This window comes from Pseudomonas sp. LPH60 (assembly GCF_030718165.1).
GTDB lineage: Bacteria > Pseudomonadota > Gammaproteobacteria > Pseudomonadales > Pseudomonadaceae > Aquipseudomonas > Aquipseudomonas danubii.
This window is the reverse complement of the sequence record NZ_JAVAJH010000001.1, coordinates 27,169-43,278: the sequence shown is the minus strand read 5'-3', so window position 1 is coordinate 43,278 and position 16,110 is coordinate 27,169. Positions and strand designations below refer to the sequence as shown.

Annotated in this window: 17 protein-coding genes; 9 read left to right on the top strand and 8 right to left on the bottom strand. The window is 61.1% G+C overall.

The features are described from left to right. Positions 1-9: 9 nt before the first annotated feature. The 5 genes from flgJ to Q8O96_RS00195 all read right to left on the bottom strand — a co-directional run bounded on the left by flgJ (position 10) and on the right by Q8O96_RS00195 (position 4,739). Positions 10-1,275, bottom strand: a complete 1,266-nt coding sequence (gene flgJ / locus Q8O96_RS00215) for a flagellar assembly peptidoglycan hydrolase FlgJ (protein WP_102864051.1) — start codon at positions 1,273-1,275, stop codon at positions 10-12. A gap of 10 nt (positions 1,276-1,285) precedes the next feature. Continuing rightward, on the bottom strand, positions 1,286-2,395 hold the full coding sequence (locus Q8O96_RS00210; protein WP_016963126.1) for a flagellar basal body P-ring protein FlgI: 1,110 nt from the start codon (positions 2,393-2,395) through the stop codon (positions 1,286-1,288). A 15-nt stretch (positions 2,396-2,410) separates the two neighbouring features. Beyond that, positions 2,411-3,106 (bottom strand): flagellar basal body L-ring protein FlgH, encoded by a 696-nt coding sequence (gene flgH, locus Q8O96_RS00205; RefSeq protein WP_123723933.1) that lies wholly within the window; start codon positions 3,104-3,106, stop codon positions 2,411-2,413. Between the two features lie 61 nt (positions 3,107-3,167). Beyond that, positions 3,168-3,953 (bottom strand): flagellar basal-body rod protein FlgG, encoded by a 786-nt coding sequence (flgG, locus tag Q8O96_RS00200; protein ID WP_102864053.1) that lies wholly within the window; start codon positions 3,951-3,953, stop codon positions 3,168-3,170. A gap of 45 nt (positions 3,954-3,998) precedes the next feature. Continuing rightward, entirely contained in the window at positions 3,999-4,739 is a 741-nt protein-coding gene (locus tag Q8O96_RS00195; RefSeq protein ID WP_102864054.1) for a flagellar basal body rod protein FlgF, read from the bottom strand. A gap of 332 nt (positions 4,740-5,071) precedes the next feature. Here Q8O96_RS00195 and Q8O96_RS00190 point away from each other — a divergent pair, with 332 nt between their 5' ends. Both Q8O96_RS00190 and Q8O96_RS00185 read left to right on the top strand, forming a co-directional pair. Then, a complete protein-coding gene (locus Q8O96_RS00190) occupies positions 5,072-5,938 on the top strand; it encodes a hypothetical protein (RefSeq protein ID WP_102878839.1) in 867 nt (288 codons plus the stop codon). Continuing rightward, on the top strand, positions 5,935-6,657 hold the full coding sequence (locus Q8O96_RS00185) for a TylF/MycF/NovP-related O-methyltransferase (RefSeq protein WP_102864056.1): 723 nt from the start codon (positions 5,935-5,937) through the stop codon (positions 6,655-6,657). The genes Q8O96_RS00190 and Q8O96_RS00185 overlap by 4 nt, the downstream gene beginning before the upstream one ends. 54 nt (positions 6,658-6,711) lie before the next feature. On the opposite strand, the gene Q8O96_RS00180 is transcribed toward Q8O96_RS00185, so the two are convergent. Beyond that, on the bottom strand, positions 6,712-8,274 hold the full coding sequence (locus Q8O96_RS00180) for a sigma-54-dependent transcriptional regulator (RefSeq protein ID WP_102864112.1): 1,563 nt from the start codon (positions 8,272-8,274) through the stop codon (positions 6,712-6,714). A gap of 305 nt (positions 8,275-8,579) precedes the next feature. Between Q8O96_RS00180 and phhA the strand changes: the two genes are divergently transcribed. The 6 genes from phhA to Q8O96_RS00150 all read left to right on the top strand — a co-directional run bounded on the left by phhA (position 8,580) and on the right by Q8O96_RS00150 (position 12,908). Further along, on the top strand, positions 8,580-9,371 hold the full coding sequence (phhA, locus tag Q8O96_RS00175) for a phenylalanine 4-monooxygenase (protein WP_102864057.1): 792 nt from the start codon (positions 8,580-8,582) through the stop codon (positions 9,369-9,371). Between the two features lie 69 nt (positions 9,372-9,440). Further along, positions 9,441-9,797 (top strand): 4a-hydroxytetrahydrobiopterin dehydratase, encoded by a 357-nt coding sequence (locus Q8O96_RS00170; protein ID WP_007930096.1) that lies wholly within the window; start codon positions 9,441-9,443, stop codon positions 9,795-9,797. Next, positions 9,797-10,987 carry an amino acid aminotransferase gene (locus Q8O96_RS00165; RefSeq protein ID WP_102864059.1) on the top strand — a complete coding sequence of 397 codons (1,191 nt, stop codon included), beginning with the start codon at positions 9,797-9,799 and terminating at the stop codon, positions 10,985-10,987. The genes Q8O96_RS00170 and Q8O96_RS00165 overlap by 1 nt, the downstream gene beginning before the upstream one ends. A 202-nt stretch (positions 10,988-11,189) precedes the next feature. Then, positions 11,190-11,321, top strand: coding sequence for a hypothetical protein (locus Q8O96_RS00160; RefSeq protein WP_258009278.1), 132 nt, complete (start codon positions 11,190-11,192; stop codon positions 11,319-11,321). Positions 11,322-11,408: 87 nt separating this feature from the next. Then, complete coding sequence (locus tag Q8O96_RS00155) at positions 11,409-11,591, top strand: hypothetical protein (protein WP_102864060.1); 183 nt, start codon at positions 11,409-11,411, stop codon at positions 11,589-11,591. Positions 11,592-11,708: 117 nt separating this feature from the next. Next, on the top strand, positions 11,709-12,908 hold the full coding sequence (locus Q8O96_RS00150) for an MFS transporter (protein WP_305948200.1): 1,200 nt from the start codon (positions 11,709-11,711) through the stop codon (positions 12,906-12,908). Here Q8O96_RS00150 and arfB read toward each other — a convergent pair. After that, a complete protein-coding gene (arfB, locus tag Q8O96_RS00145) occupies positions 12,905-13,318 on the bottom strand; it encodes an alternative ribosome rescue aminoacyl-tRNA hydrolase ArfB (RefSeq protein WP_305948199.1) in 414 nt (137 codons plus the stop codon). The two genes, Q8O96_RS00150 and arfB, sit on opposite strands and share 4 nt — an antisense overlap. 201 nt (positions 13,319-13,519) lie before the next feature. Further along, positions 13,520-14,941 (bottom strand): amino acid permease, encoded by a 1,422-nt coding sequence (locus Q8O96_RS00140; protein ID WP_102864062.1) that lies wholly within the window; start codon positions 14,939-14,941, stop codon positions 13,520-13,522. Positions 14,942-15,968: 1,027 nt separating this feature from the next. Here Q8O96_RS00140 and Q8O96_RS00135 point away from each other — a divergent pair. After that, positions 15,969-16,106, top strand: a complete 138-nt coding sequence (locus Q8O96_RS00135) for a hypothetical protein (protein ID WP_162884115.1) — start codon at positions 15,969-15,971, stop codon at positions 16,104-16,106. The last annotated feature ends 4 nt before the right edge of the window (positions 16,107-16,110 follow it).

Below are 16,110 nucleotides of genomic sequence, written 5' to 3'. Positions count from 1 at the left end.
ATTCAGACCTTATAAATTCGTGGAAACGCCCGCCGCAGCGTAGCTCTCGTAGTTCTTCATCTGCTTGGCTATCTGCGAAATCTTGCTAGCGTAATCCGGGTCCGTTGCATACCCGGCTTTTTGCAACTCGCGAACAAACTGTTCTGGTTTATCGGCAACCTTCAGCACTTCTTGATAGCGATTATTGCTCTGCAACAAGGTCACCAGATCGTGGAAGCTGTCCTGGTAGGAATCATAGGAACGGAACGCCGCCGTCTCCTTGACCATCTGCCCATCGCGGAACTCGCTGGTGATCGCTCGGGCCTGAGCGCCCTGCCAACTTTTGTTGGCCTTGATGCCGAACAGGTTGTGACTGCTGCTGCCATCCTGCTGACGCATGACCGATTTACCCCAGCCGGTTTCCAGCGCGGCCTGGGCTACCAGATAACGCGGATCGATACCGATGCGCTGGGCCGCCTGCTGCGCCATCGGCAACATGGTGGCGACAAAATCATCTGCGGAACTGAAGGCGCGCTTGGCCGGCGCCAGCGGTGGCTGAGCCATGGCCCGGCCATACACGCGCATCTTGCCCTGTGACGCGGCGTAGCCCTGGTTGACCCGCCACTCGCCACGCAGCACCGCATCGGCGGCTGCGCTATTGCGGGTGGGCGCAACGTTCTGGGTAGAAGCGTCAGCAGTCGCACCGGCCGAAGGCACGATACCGGTCAACAGGCGATCGGTAAGCTTGCTCGGCAACGACAGGCGCCGTTGATTGAGCAACGCCATATCGTTATGCGACACCGTGCTGCGCAACGGGTCCTGGGCACGCGAGGCCCACATTGGACGCTGACCATTGACCCGGCTCAACGGACCATCCTGGGCGGTGGTACCGGCGGCAATCGGGGTCGGAGTCGCCACCGGCGCCGCGGCTGTCAAGGCCGTATGGGTCGCGCCCGGGTTGGCCGGTTTGTTCTTCATCATCTGGCGCATCAGCACATTGGCCAGGCCGATACCGCCACCCTCACGAGACAGGGATACCGCCAGCTGCTGGTCGTACATGTCCTGGTACTGCTTGGCGGCCGGGGTATTGAGCGGGTTGTCCTGGGCAATGACGTCAGTGGCCTTGCGCATGGACTTGAGCATTTCATTGAGGAACAGCGACTCGAACTCCTGCGCCACTTTGCGCACATTGGCTTCGCCGTTCTTGTCGCCGACCTTGAGTTGCTGCAGGCGATTGAGGTCGGAGTAAGACCCGGAATCGCCGCTGCCAATCAGTCCACTCTTACGAATATCCATGGCGCTCACCTCAAATCACGATCAGGTCGGCCTGCAAGGCGCCGGCCTGTTTCAAGGCTTCCAGGATCGCCATCAAGTCACCCGGCGCAGCCCCGACCTGGTTCACCGCACGGACGATCTCATCCAGGGTGGTGCCCGGGCCGAACTTGAACATCGGCTTGGCTTCCTGCTGGGCGTTGACCCGCGAACGCGGCACCACAGCGGTCTGGCCATTGGACAGAGGGCCGGGCTGGCTGACGATCGGGTCTTCGGTAATGGTCACGGTCAGGCTGCCGTGGGTCACCGCCGCCGGCGAGACCTTGACGTTCTGGCCAATGACGATGGTGCCGGTACGGGAGTTGATGATGACCTTCGCCACCGCCTGCCCCGGGTCGACTTCCAGATTCTCCAGGATCGACAGGTAGTCCACGCGCTGGCTTGGGTCCAGAGGCGCGGTAACCCGGATCGAACCGCCATCAATGGCCTGGGCCACGCCCGGGCCGAGCATGTCGTTGATCTTGTCGACAATGCGCTTGGCGGTGGTGAAGTCCGAACGATTGAGGTTCAGGGTCAGGCTGTTGCCCTGGTTGAAACCGCTGGGCACGGCGCGCTCCACCGAAGCACCACCGGGAATCCGCCCGGCAGATGGCACGTTGACGGTGATCTTCGAGCCGTCACGCCCTTCGGCGTCGAAACCGCCCACCACCAGGTTGCCCTGGGCAATGGCGTAGACGTTGCCGTCGATCCCCTTGAGCGGGGTCAGCAGCAAGGTGCCGCCACGCAGGCTCTTGGAGTTACCGATGGAGGACACGGTGATGTCCACCTGCTGACCCGGCTTGGCGAATGCCGGCAGATCGGCGCTGACCGACACCGCCGCGACGTTCTTCAACTGCACGTTGCCGGAGCCGGCCGGCACCTTGATGCCAAACTGCGACAGCATGTTGTTGAACGTCTGCAGAGTGAACGGGGTCTGGGTCGTCTGGTCGCCGGTGCCGTTAAGCCCGACCACCAGGCCGTAACCGATCAATTGGTTGGAACGCACGCCGGAAATACTGGCAATGTCCTTCAACCGCTCGGCCTGGACGCCAAGGGAAGTGGACAGCAACAACGCCGCCGCCATCAGGTGCTTGAAGTTGAACATGAGGCTTCTCATCACCTAGAAAGGGAACAGCGGACTGAGGAAGAAACGATCGAACCAGCCAGGCTGGTTAGCATCGGCAAACGAGCCGGTACCCGAATAGGTAATGCGGGCATCTGCGACCCGGGTCGAGGAGACGGTGTTGTCGGTAGCGATATCGTCTGCCCGTACCAGACCGGCGATCCGCACCAGTTCGTCACCGGTGTTGAGCGTCATCCACTTCTCGCCGCGCACCGCGATGATGCCGTTGGGCAATACATCGGCCACGGTGACGGTGATCGAACCGGTCAGGCTGTTGCTCTGCGCCGCCTTGCTGTCGCCCTTGGTGGCACGGTTGCCGCTGTAGCCGGCATTGAGGGTCAGGTCGCCATCGCCCAACGGGTTGTTGGTGTTGGGTACGGCACCAAACAGCGAGGTCAGGCCGATGCTGTTGGAGCTGGTCTTGTTCAGGGCCGAGTTGGCGCCCTTGCTGGCGCTGGTCCGCTCGTTCAGGGTGATGGTAATGATGTCACCCACCCGGAACGCCTTGCGGTCGCTGTACAGGTTCTGCTCAAAACCGGCCTGGTAGATCGAGCCGTTGTTGGACGCGGAAGGCAGCGGCGTGCGCGGCAACACCGGGGCGTAATAAGGGTCATTGGGCTTGGGCGGCGGAGCAACACAGCCCGCGAGCACGGCACTCCCACTCAGCGCTAGAACACACATAAACCGATTCATGACCCTTCCTCACGATGTTGCCGGTGCGCCACTTCAGACCCGTGGCGACCTCAAGACTTGATTACAGCTTCTGCGTAATGAACGAGAGCATCTGGTCCGCAGTGGAGATCACCTTGGAGTTCATCTCGTAGGCCCGCTGGGTGGTGATCATGTTGACCATTTCCTCAACGGTGCTGACGTTGGACGCTTCCAGGGTGTTCTGCAGCGTGGTGCCGAAGCCGTTAAGGCCCGGGGTACCAATTTGCGGCGCGCCACTGGCGGCGGTTTCCAGGAACAGGTTGTTGCCCTGGGACTGCAGGCCAGCCGGGTTGATGAAGTCGGCGGTTTGCAGGTTACCGATCACCTGGGAAGCCGGGTTGCCGGCGATGGTGATGGATACGGTGCCGTCCTGACCCACGGTGAAGGTCTGTGCGTCGTTGGGCACAACCACCGCAGGCTCCAGGGCAAAACCGCTGGCAGTGACGATCTGACCATCGGAATTGAGGTGGAACGTACCGTCACGGGTATAGGCCGTGGTGCCGTCGGGCTGCAGGATCTGGAAGAAACCACGGCCATTGATGGCCAGGTCCAGAGGCTGCTCGGTGGTCTGCAGGCTGCCGGCAGTGAAGTTCTTCTGGGTCCCGACAATGCGCACGCCGGTACCGACCTGCAGGCCGGTTGGCAGTTCGCTGTCCTGGGTCGACTGGGCACCGGGCTGGCGCTTGATCTGATACAGCAGGTCCTGGAACTCGGCGCGATCACGTTTGAAACCCGTGGTCGAGACGTTCGCCAGGTTGTTGGAAATAACACTCAGGTTGGTGTCCTGGGCGGACAGACCGGTTTTGGCAACCCATAGAGCCGGAAGCATTCGATTCTCCTCTCGCGCCTGTTTTACGGCGCTAGATACTGGTAATTAGCTGATCTGCAAGACCCGAGCCATGGCCTGGTCGTCTTCTTTGGCGCTGTTCATCATCTTGACGTGCAATTCGAACTGGCGGGACAAGGCCAGCACCGCGGTCATTTCTTCCACGGCATTGACGTTGCTCGACTCCAGGAAACCCGAGACCAACTGCACATTGGCATCGGCAGGGGCCGGCTGGCCGTCCTTGGTCTTGATCGACCCATCCAGGCCCTTGGTCAGGTTCTTGATATCCGGATTGACCAGCTTGATGCGATCGACCTCGGCCATGACCCGCGGACCTTCACCCATGGCACGAATGCTGATGGTGCCGTCCTGGCCGACTTCGATCTTCTGCTCTGGCGGCACGGCGATAGGACCGCCATTGCCCATGACCGGCATGCCATTGCCTGCCCGCAACACGCCCAGAGCGTCGACATTCAAGCTGCCGGTGCGCACATAGCTTTCGCTGCCATCGGGGCTCTGCACGGCGATCCAGCCCTTGCCGCTGACGGCCACGTCCAGGTCACGACCGGTTTCCACCATGGAGCCGGGAGTAAAATCCGTTGCCGGCCGCTCCCCCATGGCAAAGGCCCGCGCCGGAAAACTGTCACCAAACACCGGCATCGCGCGCGCCTGCTCCAGGTCGCGCTGAAAACCGTTGGTGGAGATGTTCGCCAGATTGTTGGCATGAGCCTTTTGCGCCAGAGCATTCTGGCTGGCGCCGGTCATTGCCACATAAAGGTACTTGTCCACAATCGTTCCTCATCTGCCGGACGTTTGCCGCCCCACACTGTACTGAGCATGGCGTAAGCAATTTCTACACCAACTTTAACTTCCAGCAGCGCTCCCCATGCAGGCCGGGGCTTTGCCGCGAGCAACGGGTTTTTCTGGGCGGAATGAGAGACGAAAAAACGGCGGACTTATGCCGCTAACGGCAAGTCTCGGTCCCATGACCCGGGTCCGCTCCGCACTCGGGCTGGACACTTTGTGAACGGATCTTGCTAGGCACAGTGACTGGCTATCGCAACTTCAGTTTGCGCAGGGGTGGCCGACACCTAAGCCAGTGACTGCCAAGGAGAACCACTTTGAACCTGTACCTCAATCAGCTGCGCAAGACAGCTGACTTCAAGGAAGCCATCTATTCCGGGGATATCTTCCTGGACACTGACCTGGCCACCGCAAAAGAACTCTGCGGGTACGCCAAGGAAAGCATCACCGCGGCATTCGATGGCGAAACCAACCACCAGGCCCTGCACACGATGATGCCGGTGGAAGAGTTCGTCAGCCGGGTTACCCGACTCAAGGGCCAGTTCACCAACAGCCAGCGCGTCAAGGATCTGATCCTTGGCTTCATTCACGAGATCGGCATCGATCCTCGGGACTACATTTTCGACGTACCGCGCCTGCGGGTCGTGCCCAACTACGACTACCTGCACGCTGGCGTCAGCTACGCCTACAAGCCTCATCGCGACAGCTGGTACGGCAGCGTGGATTGCCAGATCAACACCTGGATGCCGGTCTACACCATCACCCCGGACCAGACCATGATGATCAACCCCAGCTACTTCGAGAAGCCGGTGGCCAACACCTCGAAGGACTGGAGCCTGAAGGACTGGATCAGCAACCAGCGACACAAGGCCAAGGACAACCTGACCGAAGAAGTACGGGTCCACCCGGTGCCCCTGGGGGAGATCGACGACAGCTCTGAACTGCGCATCGCCGGCAACTCAGGCGAGATGCTGGTGTTCTCCGGCTCGCACCTGCACGGCACTGTCCCCAACCGTACCGACCGCACCCGCTTCAGCGTGGACTTCCGCCTGATGCACCTCGAAGACCTGAAACACAACCGCGGAGCCCCCAACGTCGACAGCGCCTGCCCCGACGTCGGCTCCGGCTTCAAAGACTACTTCCACGCCCACGATTTCTCGAATTTCCAAGGATTCAAGCCATGACCAAACGCCGCCTTACCCCCGCCGAAGCCCAATACAACGAAACCCGCGCCGGCGTACTCAAGCGGGTCGACGCCGAGTACGTTGCCGACGCCCCCTTCGTCTTCGCCAACCGCATCAACGTCACCGCCGCGCTGTCGCGCATGGAGCTGTTCAAGAAGGTCATGGATGTACCCGGGGCGATCATCGAATGCGGCGTGTACAAGGGCAACTCGCTGATGCTCTACATGCACCTGTCGATGATCCTCGAACCTTATGCCATCAACCGCTCCATCGTCGGCTTCGACACCTTCGAAGGCTTCACCAGCATCAACAAGGACGAGGACCCGGCCGACATCAACGAAAGCATGTTCTCCGACACCGACCAGTCGCTGATCCAGGACATGATCGATGCCAACGACCTGCTGCGTCCGGTGAACCGCATCCCGCGCTGCGAGCTGGTCAAGGGCGACATCTGCAAGACCGCGCCGGAATTCGTCAAGTCGCGTCCGGACCTGGTAGTGGCCATGCTGATCCTCGACACCGACCTGTACGAGCCCACCAAGGTCGCCCTGGAAACCTTCCTGCCGTACATGCCCAAGGGCGCTATCGTGGTTCTCGACGAAGTCGCCTACCGCAACTTCCCGGGCGAAACCAAGGCCCTGCGCGAAGTGTTCGACATGAACAAGATCGAACTCAAGCGCCTGCCTTTTGACTCCTGTGTCGGCTACTTCCATATCTGAAGACAGCCAGCCCCGAGCCAAACGAAAAGCCCCGCTTCATAAGCGGGGCTTTTTTCATTCCGGCGACTCCTTGCCAACCTCGTACTGGCGCAACTTGTTGGCGATGGTGGTATGGGAAACCCCCAGGCGCTTGCCCAGTTGCCGACTGCTGGGATGCTCGGCATAGAGACTTTCCAGCACCGCCTTTTCAAAGCGACCGACAATCTGCTCCAGGCCGCCTTCCAGGGAAAAGTCCCCCAGGGGCTGGCGCGCGCCATAGTCCGGCAGACGGATATGCTCGGCCTTGACCGTGCCGCCATCACACAGCGAGACCGCCTGGAACAGCACGTTCTCCAACTGCCGGACATTGCCCGGCCAGTGATAGTGACTGAGGCGCTCCATGGCCGCCGGAGCCAGCCGTGGCAGCGCACAACCGATCTGGCGACTGGCCTGATCGAGGAAGTGCTCCACCAGGGGCGTCAAACCGTCGAGGCATTCGCGCAGCGGCGGAATATGCAGGGACAGCACGTTGAGTCGGTGGTACAGGTCCTGGCGAAACTCGCCGCGGGCACAGAGTTCGGACAGATCCACCTGAGTCGCACAGATCACCCGCACATCCAGGTACACCTCCTCGTCACTGCCGACACGGCGGAAGCAACCATCCTGGAGGAAGCGCAGCAACTTGACCTGCAGGCGCGGGCTCATTTCCCCCACACCATCGAGAAACAGCGTGCCGCCGGCCGTCAGTTCCAGCAGCCCGAGCTTGCCCTCGGCGCGAGCCCCTTCAAAGGCCCCGGGGCCATAGCCGAACAGCTCGGTCTCGGCCATGGATTCCGGCAGCCCGGCGCAGTTCAGAGCCATCAGCGGCGACTGGCCCCGAGGGCTGGCCAGGTGGCAGGCGCGGGCCAGCAACTCCTTGCCGGTGCCGGTCTCGCCTTCAATCAACAGGGGCGCATCCAGGGGCGCCATGCGCCGGGCTTCCCGCACCACCGCTGCCATGACTTTCGAACTCTGGAAAATACTGTCAAAGCCCCGCAACTCCTGCTTGCGCACATTGTAGATACGCTCACCAACCCGATCCGCCCGGTGCAGAGTCAATACCGCACCGGCCATGGCCTCGCTGTCATCGTGCTCGGATTGCAGCGGGGCGATGTCCGCCAGAAACACGTCGCCCTTGACCTTGACCCGCAGCCCGTTGATCCGCGACTGGTTGGCCCGCACCAACTCCGGCAAATCAAAGTCCTCGGCGTAGCGTGACAGCGGAATCCCCGGCACCTCATCCACCCGCACGCCCAGCAACTGCGCTGCCGCTCGGTTGGCGGCCACGATGGAGCCGCCCATGTCGATGGACAGCACCGGGAACTCCAGGGCACCCAGCAGCGCATTGAGCTCCATGTGCCGACGCTCGCTGGGCATCAGCCCGACCCTTTTGACGCCAAACACTCCGGCGATGGATTCGAACTTGGGGCGCAATGCCTGGAACTGCAGGTTGATCAGGTTCGGACAGTGCAGATAGATGGCGTTGCCATGTTCGCCCCCCACCTCGCCCCGGGCCACGTTGATCCCGTATTCCACCAGCAGATTGAGGATGTCCCGCAGGATGCCGATGCGGTTCTGGCAGTGAACTTTGATACGCATGAAGAAAGGCCCGAAGCGGATAATGGAGGGCATAAACGCCGAAAACCGACGCTTTTGACGTCGGCATTTGCAAACTTTCTGCTGGGTGGCGCAGATAATCGTCAAGATTATGTGACAGCAAAGGGCTTTTTCAAACCTGAAAAGCCACAATACTTGGGCGCCCCGGGCAAAACCGTAACGATTAGTTTACAAATTGGCGTCCTACCCCCCTCCATCAGCGCCTGTCAGCTGCTGCAAAGCGTCGCACCCTGGGGTATCACTGGGGTCACCCATAACAAGAACGCATCCCCTGGCAGGAGAGCAGCATGAAGCAGACGCAGTACGTGGCCCGCGAGCCCGACGCGCAAGGTTTTATCGACTATCCACCCGAAGAACACGCGGTGTGGAACACCCTGATCACGCGCCAGTTGAAAGTGATCGAGGGGCGCGCGTGCCAGGAGTACCTGGACGGCATCGACAAGCTCGGACTGCCCCACGACCGCATCCCGCAGTTGAGTGAAATCAACAAGGTCCTCGGCGAAACCACGGGCTGGCAAGTGGCCCGGGTGCCGGCACTGATTCCTTTCCAGACCTTTTTCGAACTGCTGGCCAGCAAGCGCTTTCCGGTGGCGACCTTCATTCGTACTCCTGAAGAGTTGGACTACCTGCAGGAACCGGACATCTTCCACGAGATTTTCGGCCACTGCCCGCTGCTGACCAATCCCTGGTTCGCCGAATTCACCCACACCTACGGCAAGCTCGGCCTGCAAGCCACCAAGGAAGAGCGCGTTTACCTGGCGCGTCTGTACTGGATGACTATCGAGTTCGGCCTGGTGGACACCCCGGACGGGCGACGCATCTACGGCGGCGGCATCCTCTCCTCGCCCAAGGAAACCGTCTACAGCCTGTCCGAAGAGCCGGAACACCAAGCCTTCGATCCGCTGGAAGCCATGCGCACGCCTTATCGCATCGACATCCTGCAACCCATCTACTTCGCCCTGCCCAACCTCAAGCGCCTGTTCGACCTGGCCCATGAAGACATCATGGCCCTGGTCCACCAAGGCATGCAGCTGGGCCTGCACGCCCCCAAGTTCCCGCCAAAACCCAAGGCGGCCTGAGCAGCCCGCCCTCGCGGGCGGCTGCGAAAGATAGTAACTTCCAACAAGAATCGAACTCAGGAATACACCATGACCGCTCTGAACCAAGCCCATTGCGAAGCCTGCCGCGCCGATGCCCCTCAGGTCAGCGACGAAGAACTGCCGGTACTGATCAAGCAGATCCCCGACTGGAACATCGAAGTTCGTGACGGCGTGATGCAGCTGGAAAAAGTCTTCCTGTTCAAGAATTTCAAATTCGCCCTGGCCTTCACCAATGCCATGGGCGAGATCTCCGAGGCCGAAGGCCACCACCCGGGCCTGCTCACCGAATGGGGCAAAGTCACCGTGACCTGGTGGAGCCACTCGATCAAGGGCCTGCACCGCAACGACTTCATCATGGCCGCCCGCACCGACGAAGTGGCCAAGACCGCAGAAGGACGCAAGTAATGCATTTTGATGCCATCGGTCGCGTACCCGGCGATCCGATTCTCGGCCTGATGGAGGCCTACGCCAACGATCCCAATCCGCGCAAATTCGACCTCGGCGTGGGGGTCTACAAGGATGCTCAGGGCCTGACGCCGATCCCGCAATCGGTGAAGCTGGCGGAGCAGCGCCTGGTGGATCGCCAGACCACCAAGACCTACATCGGAGGCCACGGCGACGCGGCCTTCGGCAAGGTGATCAATGAGCTGGTACTGGGCAGTGATTCGCCACTCATCGCCGCGCAGCGCGCCGGTGCTACCCAGACCCCGGGCGGTACCGGCGCCCTGCGCCTGAGCGCCGACTTCATCGCCCAGTGCCTGCCGGGCCGCGGCGTTTGGTTGAGCAACCCGACCTGGCCGATCCACGAAACCATCTTCGCCGCAGCCGGGGTCAAGGTCAGTCACTACCCCTACGTGGGCAGCGACAACCGCCTGGACGTCGAGGCCATGCTGGACACCCTGAACCGGGTGCCCGAAGGCGACGTGGTGCTGCTGCACGCCTGCTGCCACAACCCCACCGGCTTCGACCTGAGCCAGGCCGACTGGCAACGGGTGCTGGAGGTGGTGCGCAAGCGCAACCTGCTGCCGCTGATCGACTTCGCCTACCAGGGCTTTGGCGACGGCCTGGAACAGGATGCCTGGGCGGTGCGGTTGTTCGCCGCCGAAGTGCCGGAAGTACTGATCACCAGTTCCTGCTCGAAGAACTTCGGCCTGTACCGCGATCGCACCGGGGCCTTGATCGTCTGCACCCGGGACGCCGAAAAACTCCTCGACGTGCGCAGTCAACTGGCCCATATCGCCCGTAACCTGTGGTCCACACCACCGGATCATGGGGCCGCAGTAGTCGCCACCATCCTCGGTGACCCGGAGCTGAAAAGCCTCTGGGCCGACGAAGTGGAAGCCATGCGCCAGCGCATCGCCCAATTGCGCGCCGGCCTGCTGGAAGCCTTGCAGCCCTATGGACTGGCCGAGCGCTTCGCCCACATCGGTGTGCAACGCGGCATGTTCTCCTACACCGGCCTGAGCCCGTCTCAGGTCAAGGAACTGCGTGAACACCACAGCGTGTACATGGTCAGTTCCGGCCGGGCCAACGTGGCCGGGATCGACGCTTCGCGCCTGAGCCTGCTGGCTGAGGCGATCGCTCGGGTCGTCTAAAAGCAGAGCGCGTGCTTGCCGGCGCGGGAGGCCCTGAGGGTGCCTTCGCCGGCAAGCCGGTTCCTGCCGCCGCTTTGTCCTTTCATCCCGAAATCGCGATAAAAATCTTTTTGTCATTTCCAGTGCTGTATCCTGCCCAGGCTTTTTAAAAGCGCGGACCTACCCAGCGATTTAAAAAACAGACTTTGCGAGGAGCAACGACATGCATGAGATCCCGAATCTCCCCTTCCCAAGCCTGCACGAAACTGAGCAGACAACCACGCCACAAGCCAGTGCCGAAAAGCCTGTAGTGCAAGAAGCCGCCGACAGCCGCAAGGCCGACAGCGAAGACTGAAAAGAGCTGTAACCAGACCGTGTGGAAAGCGCTACTCAAGCGCTTTCCACACCGCCTGAATCTTTCCCCCCGAGCCCCTGCCGAACCATGACCGACTCCTTCAGCGAAACCCAAGCCAGCGTACTGCTGGGTACTGCGGAAAAAATGATCGAGATCTGGAATCGCCTCAGCCCGGAAAAACAGGCTGCCCTGCTGGCCCGTTTCGGCACCCAGGAAAATGCCCTGGCCGCTCTGGTCACCACTCAGCTGCTGAGCGCCAAAGACGCCTGACTCAATCCCTCAACCAGGGACGTCCTGAACAACGCGTCGATTTCTGCCCCTGCATCCCCGTCCACATCGGTATCATAAGCAGCCTATCTATTGAGCTGTCGCAGTGGACCCATCCCCATGCCAGATACCCAGCGCCCCTTGACGGTCACGCTGCAAGTCGTCTCCATCGTCCTGTTCACCTTTATTGGCTACCTGAATATCGGCATTCCCCTGGCGGTACTGCCAGGCTACGTCCATAGCGACCTGGGGTTTGGCGCAGTGATCGCCGGCCTGGTGATCAGCGTGCAATACCTGGCCACCCTCCTCAGCCGCCCCTACGCCGGACGCATCATCGACAACCTGGGCTGCAAGCGCGCTGTCATGTACGGCCTGGCCGGCTGCGGCCTGAGCGGCGTGTTCATGCTGCTTTCCACCTGGCTGCAGGGTCAGCCGACCCTGAGCTTGATCAGCCTGCTGATCGGCCGCCTGGTCCTGGGCAGCGCGGAAAGCCTGGTGGGTTCGGGGTCGATTGGTTGGGGCATCGGCCGGGTCGGCGCACAGAACACCGCCAAGGTGATTTCCTGGAACGGCATCGCCAGTTATGGCGCCCTGGCCATCGGCGCGCCCCTGGGGGTTTGGCTGGTCAATTGCCTGGGCCTGTGGAGCATGGGGGTAAGCATCATTCTGCTGGCGGTGCTCGGCCTGCTACTGACCTGGCCAAAACTCGCCGCGCCGATAGTCGCCGGGGAACGCCTGCCGTTCATCCATGTGCTGGGCAAAGTCTTCCCTCACGGTTGCGGCCTGGCCCTGGGCTCCATCGGCTTTGGCACCATCGCCACCTTCATCACCCTGTACTACACGACCCAGCACTGGTCCAACGCGGTGCTTTGCCTGAGCCTGTTCGGCGCCAGTTTCATTGGTGCACGCCTGCTGTTCGGCAACCTGATCAACCGCCTCGGCGGCTTTCGCGTGGCCATAGCCTGCCTGTCGGTGGAAACCCTCGGCCTGCTCTTGCTGTGGCTGGCCCCCGATGCCCACTGGGCCCTGGCCGGCGCGGCCTTGAGCGGCTTTGGCTTCTCCCTGGTGTTCCCGGCACTGGGCGTGGAGGCGGTCAATCTGGTGCCGGCCTCCAGCCGTGGCGCGGCGGTGGGCGCCTACTCGCTGTTCATCGACCTGTCTTTGGGCATCACCGGACCACTGGCCGGGGCGATTGCCGGCGGTTTCGGCTTTGCCTCGATCTTCCTGTTTGCCGCCATCGCCGCGTGCTGCGGCCTGCTGCTGAGCCTGTACCTGTATCACCAGGCCCCCAAGCAGCGTAAGGAACGCTCGAACCGCTAGAAGTCCACTTTGCCGCGGCCAGCCTTGATGCTGCCGCGCTTGGCCTTGGTCTCCAGGCGGCGCTTCTTCGAGCCCAGGGTCGGCTTGGTGGGGCGGCGCTTCTTTTCCACCTTGACGGCGCTGAGGATCAGCTCGATGAGACGCTCCAGGGCATCGGCGCGATTCTGCTCCTGGGTGCGGTACTGCTGGGCCTTGAGAATGATCACGCCGTCACTGGTGATGCGACTGTCGCGCAGCGCCAGCAGGCGCTCCTTGTAGAAAGGTGGCAGGGACGAGGCCGGAATGTCGAAGCGCAAATGCACTGCACTGGACACCTTGTTGACGTTCTGACCACCGGCGCCCTGGGCGCGAATGGCGGTCAGCTCGATCTCGGCATCCGGCAGATGCACGTTGTTGGAAATCACCAGCATGGAACAGGAATCCGTCTTCAGGGCGCACAGGATACCCCCATTCCCCACGCTCTTGCGGACCTGTTCGCTGGCAAGCCAGCGCCTGCGACAGGCAGCTCCCACGCAGGAGCCGACTGGCCGACGAAAGCGGTCTCGCTCCCACAAAGATCACAGGCATGAAAAACCCGGCCGGAGCCGGGTTAGTCATTGCCAAGGCCGCGCTTACTTCAGCGCAGTACTGGCTGCTTGCAGCGAGTGCTGAGCACTGCGCTTGTTCTTGATCAGGTAGCAGACCCACATGAACACCACCCACACCGGGATCGCGTACACCGAGATCTGAATGCCTGGAATCATCAGCATGATGCCGAGGATGAACACCACGAACGCCAGGCAGACATAGTTGCCGTAGGGGTACCACAGCGCCTTGAACAGCGAGGTCTGGCCGGTACGGTTCATGTGCTGGCGGAACTTGAAGTGCGAGTAGCTGATCATGGCCCAGTTGATCACCAGGGTCGCCACCACCAGGGACATCAGCAGCTCAAGGGCGTGCTGGGGAATCAGGTAGTTGAGCACCACGGCAACGAAGGTCACCACCGCCGAGGCGAGGATCGACAGCACCGGCACGCCGCGCTTGTCGATCTTGGCCAGGACTTTCGGCGCATCGCCCTGCTCGGCCATGCCCAACAGCATGCGGCTGTTGCAGTAGGTGCCGCTGTTGTACACCGACAACGCCGCGGTCAGGACCACGAAGTTGAGGATGTGCGCTGCCGTGTTGCTGCCCAGCATCGAGAACACCTGGACGAACGGACTGCCGCTGTAGGCATCGCCAGAGGCATTCAGGGTCACCAGCAGGGTGTCCCACGGGGTCAGCGACAGCAGCACCACCAGGGCGCCGATGTAGAAAATCAGGATGCGGTAGATCACCTGGTTGATGGCCTTGGGGATCACGGTTTTCGGCTTGTCGGCCTCGGCTGCAGTGAAGCCGAGCATTTCCAGGCCGCCGAAGGAGAACATGATGATCGCCATGGCCATCACCAGTCCGCTGACGCCGTTGGGGAAGAAGCCGCCATGGGACCAGAGGTTGCTCACCGATGCCTGCGGGCCGCCGTTCCCGCTGACCAGCAGGTAGCTGCCCAGGGCGATCATGCCGACGATGGCCACCACCTTGATGATGGCGAACCAGAACTCGGCCTCGCCGAACACCTTGACGTTGGCCAGGTTGATGACGTTGATCATCACGAAGAACACCGCCGCCGAGGCCCAGGTCGGCACCTCCGGCCACCAGTAATGCACATACTTGCCGACCGCAGTCAGTTCCGACATGCCCACCAGGATGTAGAGAATCCAGCAGTTCCAGCCGGAAAGGAAACCGGCAAAGCCGCCCCAGTACTTATGGGCGAAGTGACTGAAAGAACCGGCCACCGGCTCTTCAACGATCATCTCGCCCAGCTGGCGCATGATCATGAAGGCGATGAAACCGCAGATGGCGTAACCGAGGATCATCGACGGACCGGCGGATTTGAGCACCCCGGCCGACCCCAGGAACAAACCGGTACCGATCGCGCCACCCAGGGCGATCAGTTGAATATGGCGATTTTTCAGGCCGCGTTTCAGCTCGCCCGAATGCGAGTTTTGTCCACTCATGAAAAGGTTCTCACGCAAGGTTTGATGATGTTTGCAAGACGTTGCCGCCCGGTGAAGGCTTAAGCGGCGCGGAGCAAACCCCAGCGCAGGCACCCGAAGTTCAGCGTTTTTCTAACGGTCATGCGTCACCTGTTTGTTTTTATCTGTGACGAAATCGAACCCACCACGCTCGTGACGCGGCGGAGTGAACAAGGTGGATAACCTTGAGTTTATTGGCCCGGCAGCAGTGTCTTCAGCGCCCTGGGAGCAGGCTGAAACACGCGGCGCAGACGCAAAGTGCGCGGGTACGCAGTTGGGTCACAGTTAAAACGCCGCGCATTGTACACCCCTGACCCCCAGCCGCCAGACACCGCTGTATCAGCGTGCCGGTAACCGGGATCCTGAGGGGCCAGCTCGATGCTCGGCATCGGCGGCGCAACGTTGGACGGACCGAGTGGGGTCGTCGATGAAGGTGCGATGACCATCGCCCTTCGAAGGGTGTCGGTGAAAGTCGGTTACGGCGTTCATTGCGCCTCCTTCTTGTTATGCACCTGTACGCAGGCAGGTGTGCATCTCACCTGCCTTGGCGCCCTGGAACAAGCGGGCCAGAGCTCTGGCAAGCGGATTAACCGATGCCCGGCGGCAGCTTTTCCTTACAGCGTCCGGGCCTTCGCCGATTCAGGGCGAAACACGGAGGATTTCGTAATATTTTCTTTACAGTGCGTAACGTGAATTTGCCAAACCAGATCAACCAGCGCGGCGACTGCAAATTGACGCGCACGCCATCCCACATCGGAAAAAGCCTTAGCTTTTTGTTTTCAGGTGATAAATTTCCGTCCTTAAAATAGAAAATAAAGTTCAGCAGAAAATAATCTAATTATTTTTTTGCACTTCAAAATCCCCTGAACTAGGTTTCCAGCCACTTGCCGGATGCCTCATCCGACAAGTACGAGGAGTGGATGAGCAGCCCTCGCAACCATCCCGTTCGCCGCTGTTGATCCGTTCCGCCAATGGACTGCTGTGCCCTATGTCATCTAGGAGAGTCACCATGCAAACACTGGAACAAGACCTGGAAACCGAACTGCAACTGGACGATTGGTTCGAAGCGGCAACCCACGATGCGGCCGTGGAAATGATGCAGGCCGAGGCGGTGGTGCCGTTCGGCACGGCGATGTGGCCGATGTAAGGCG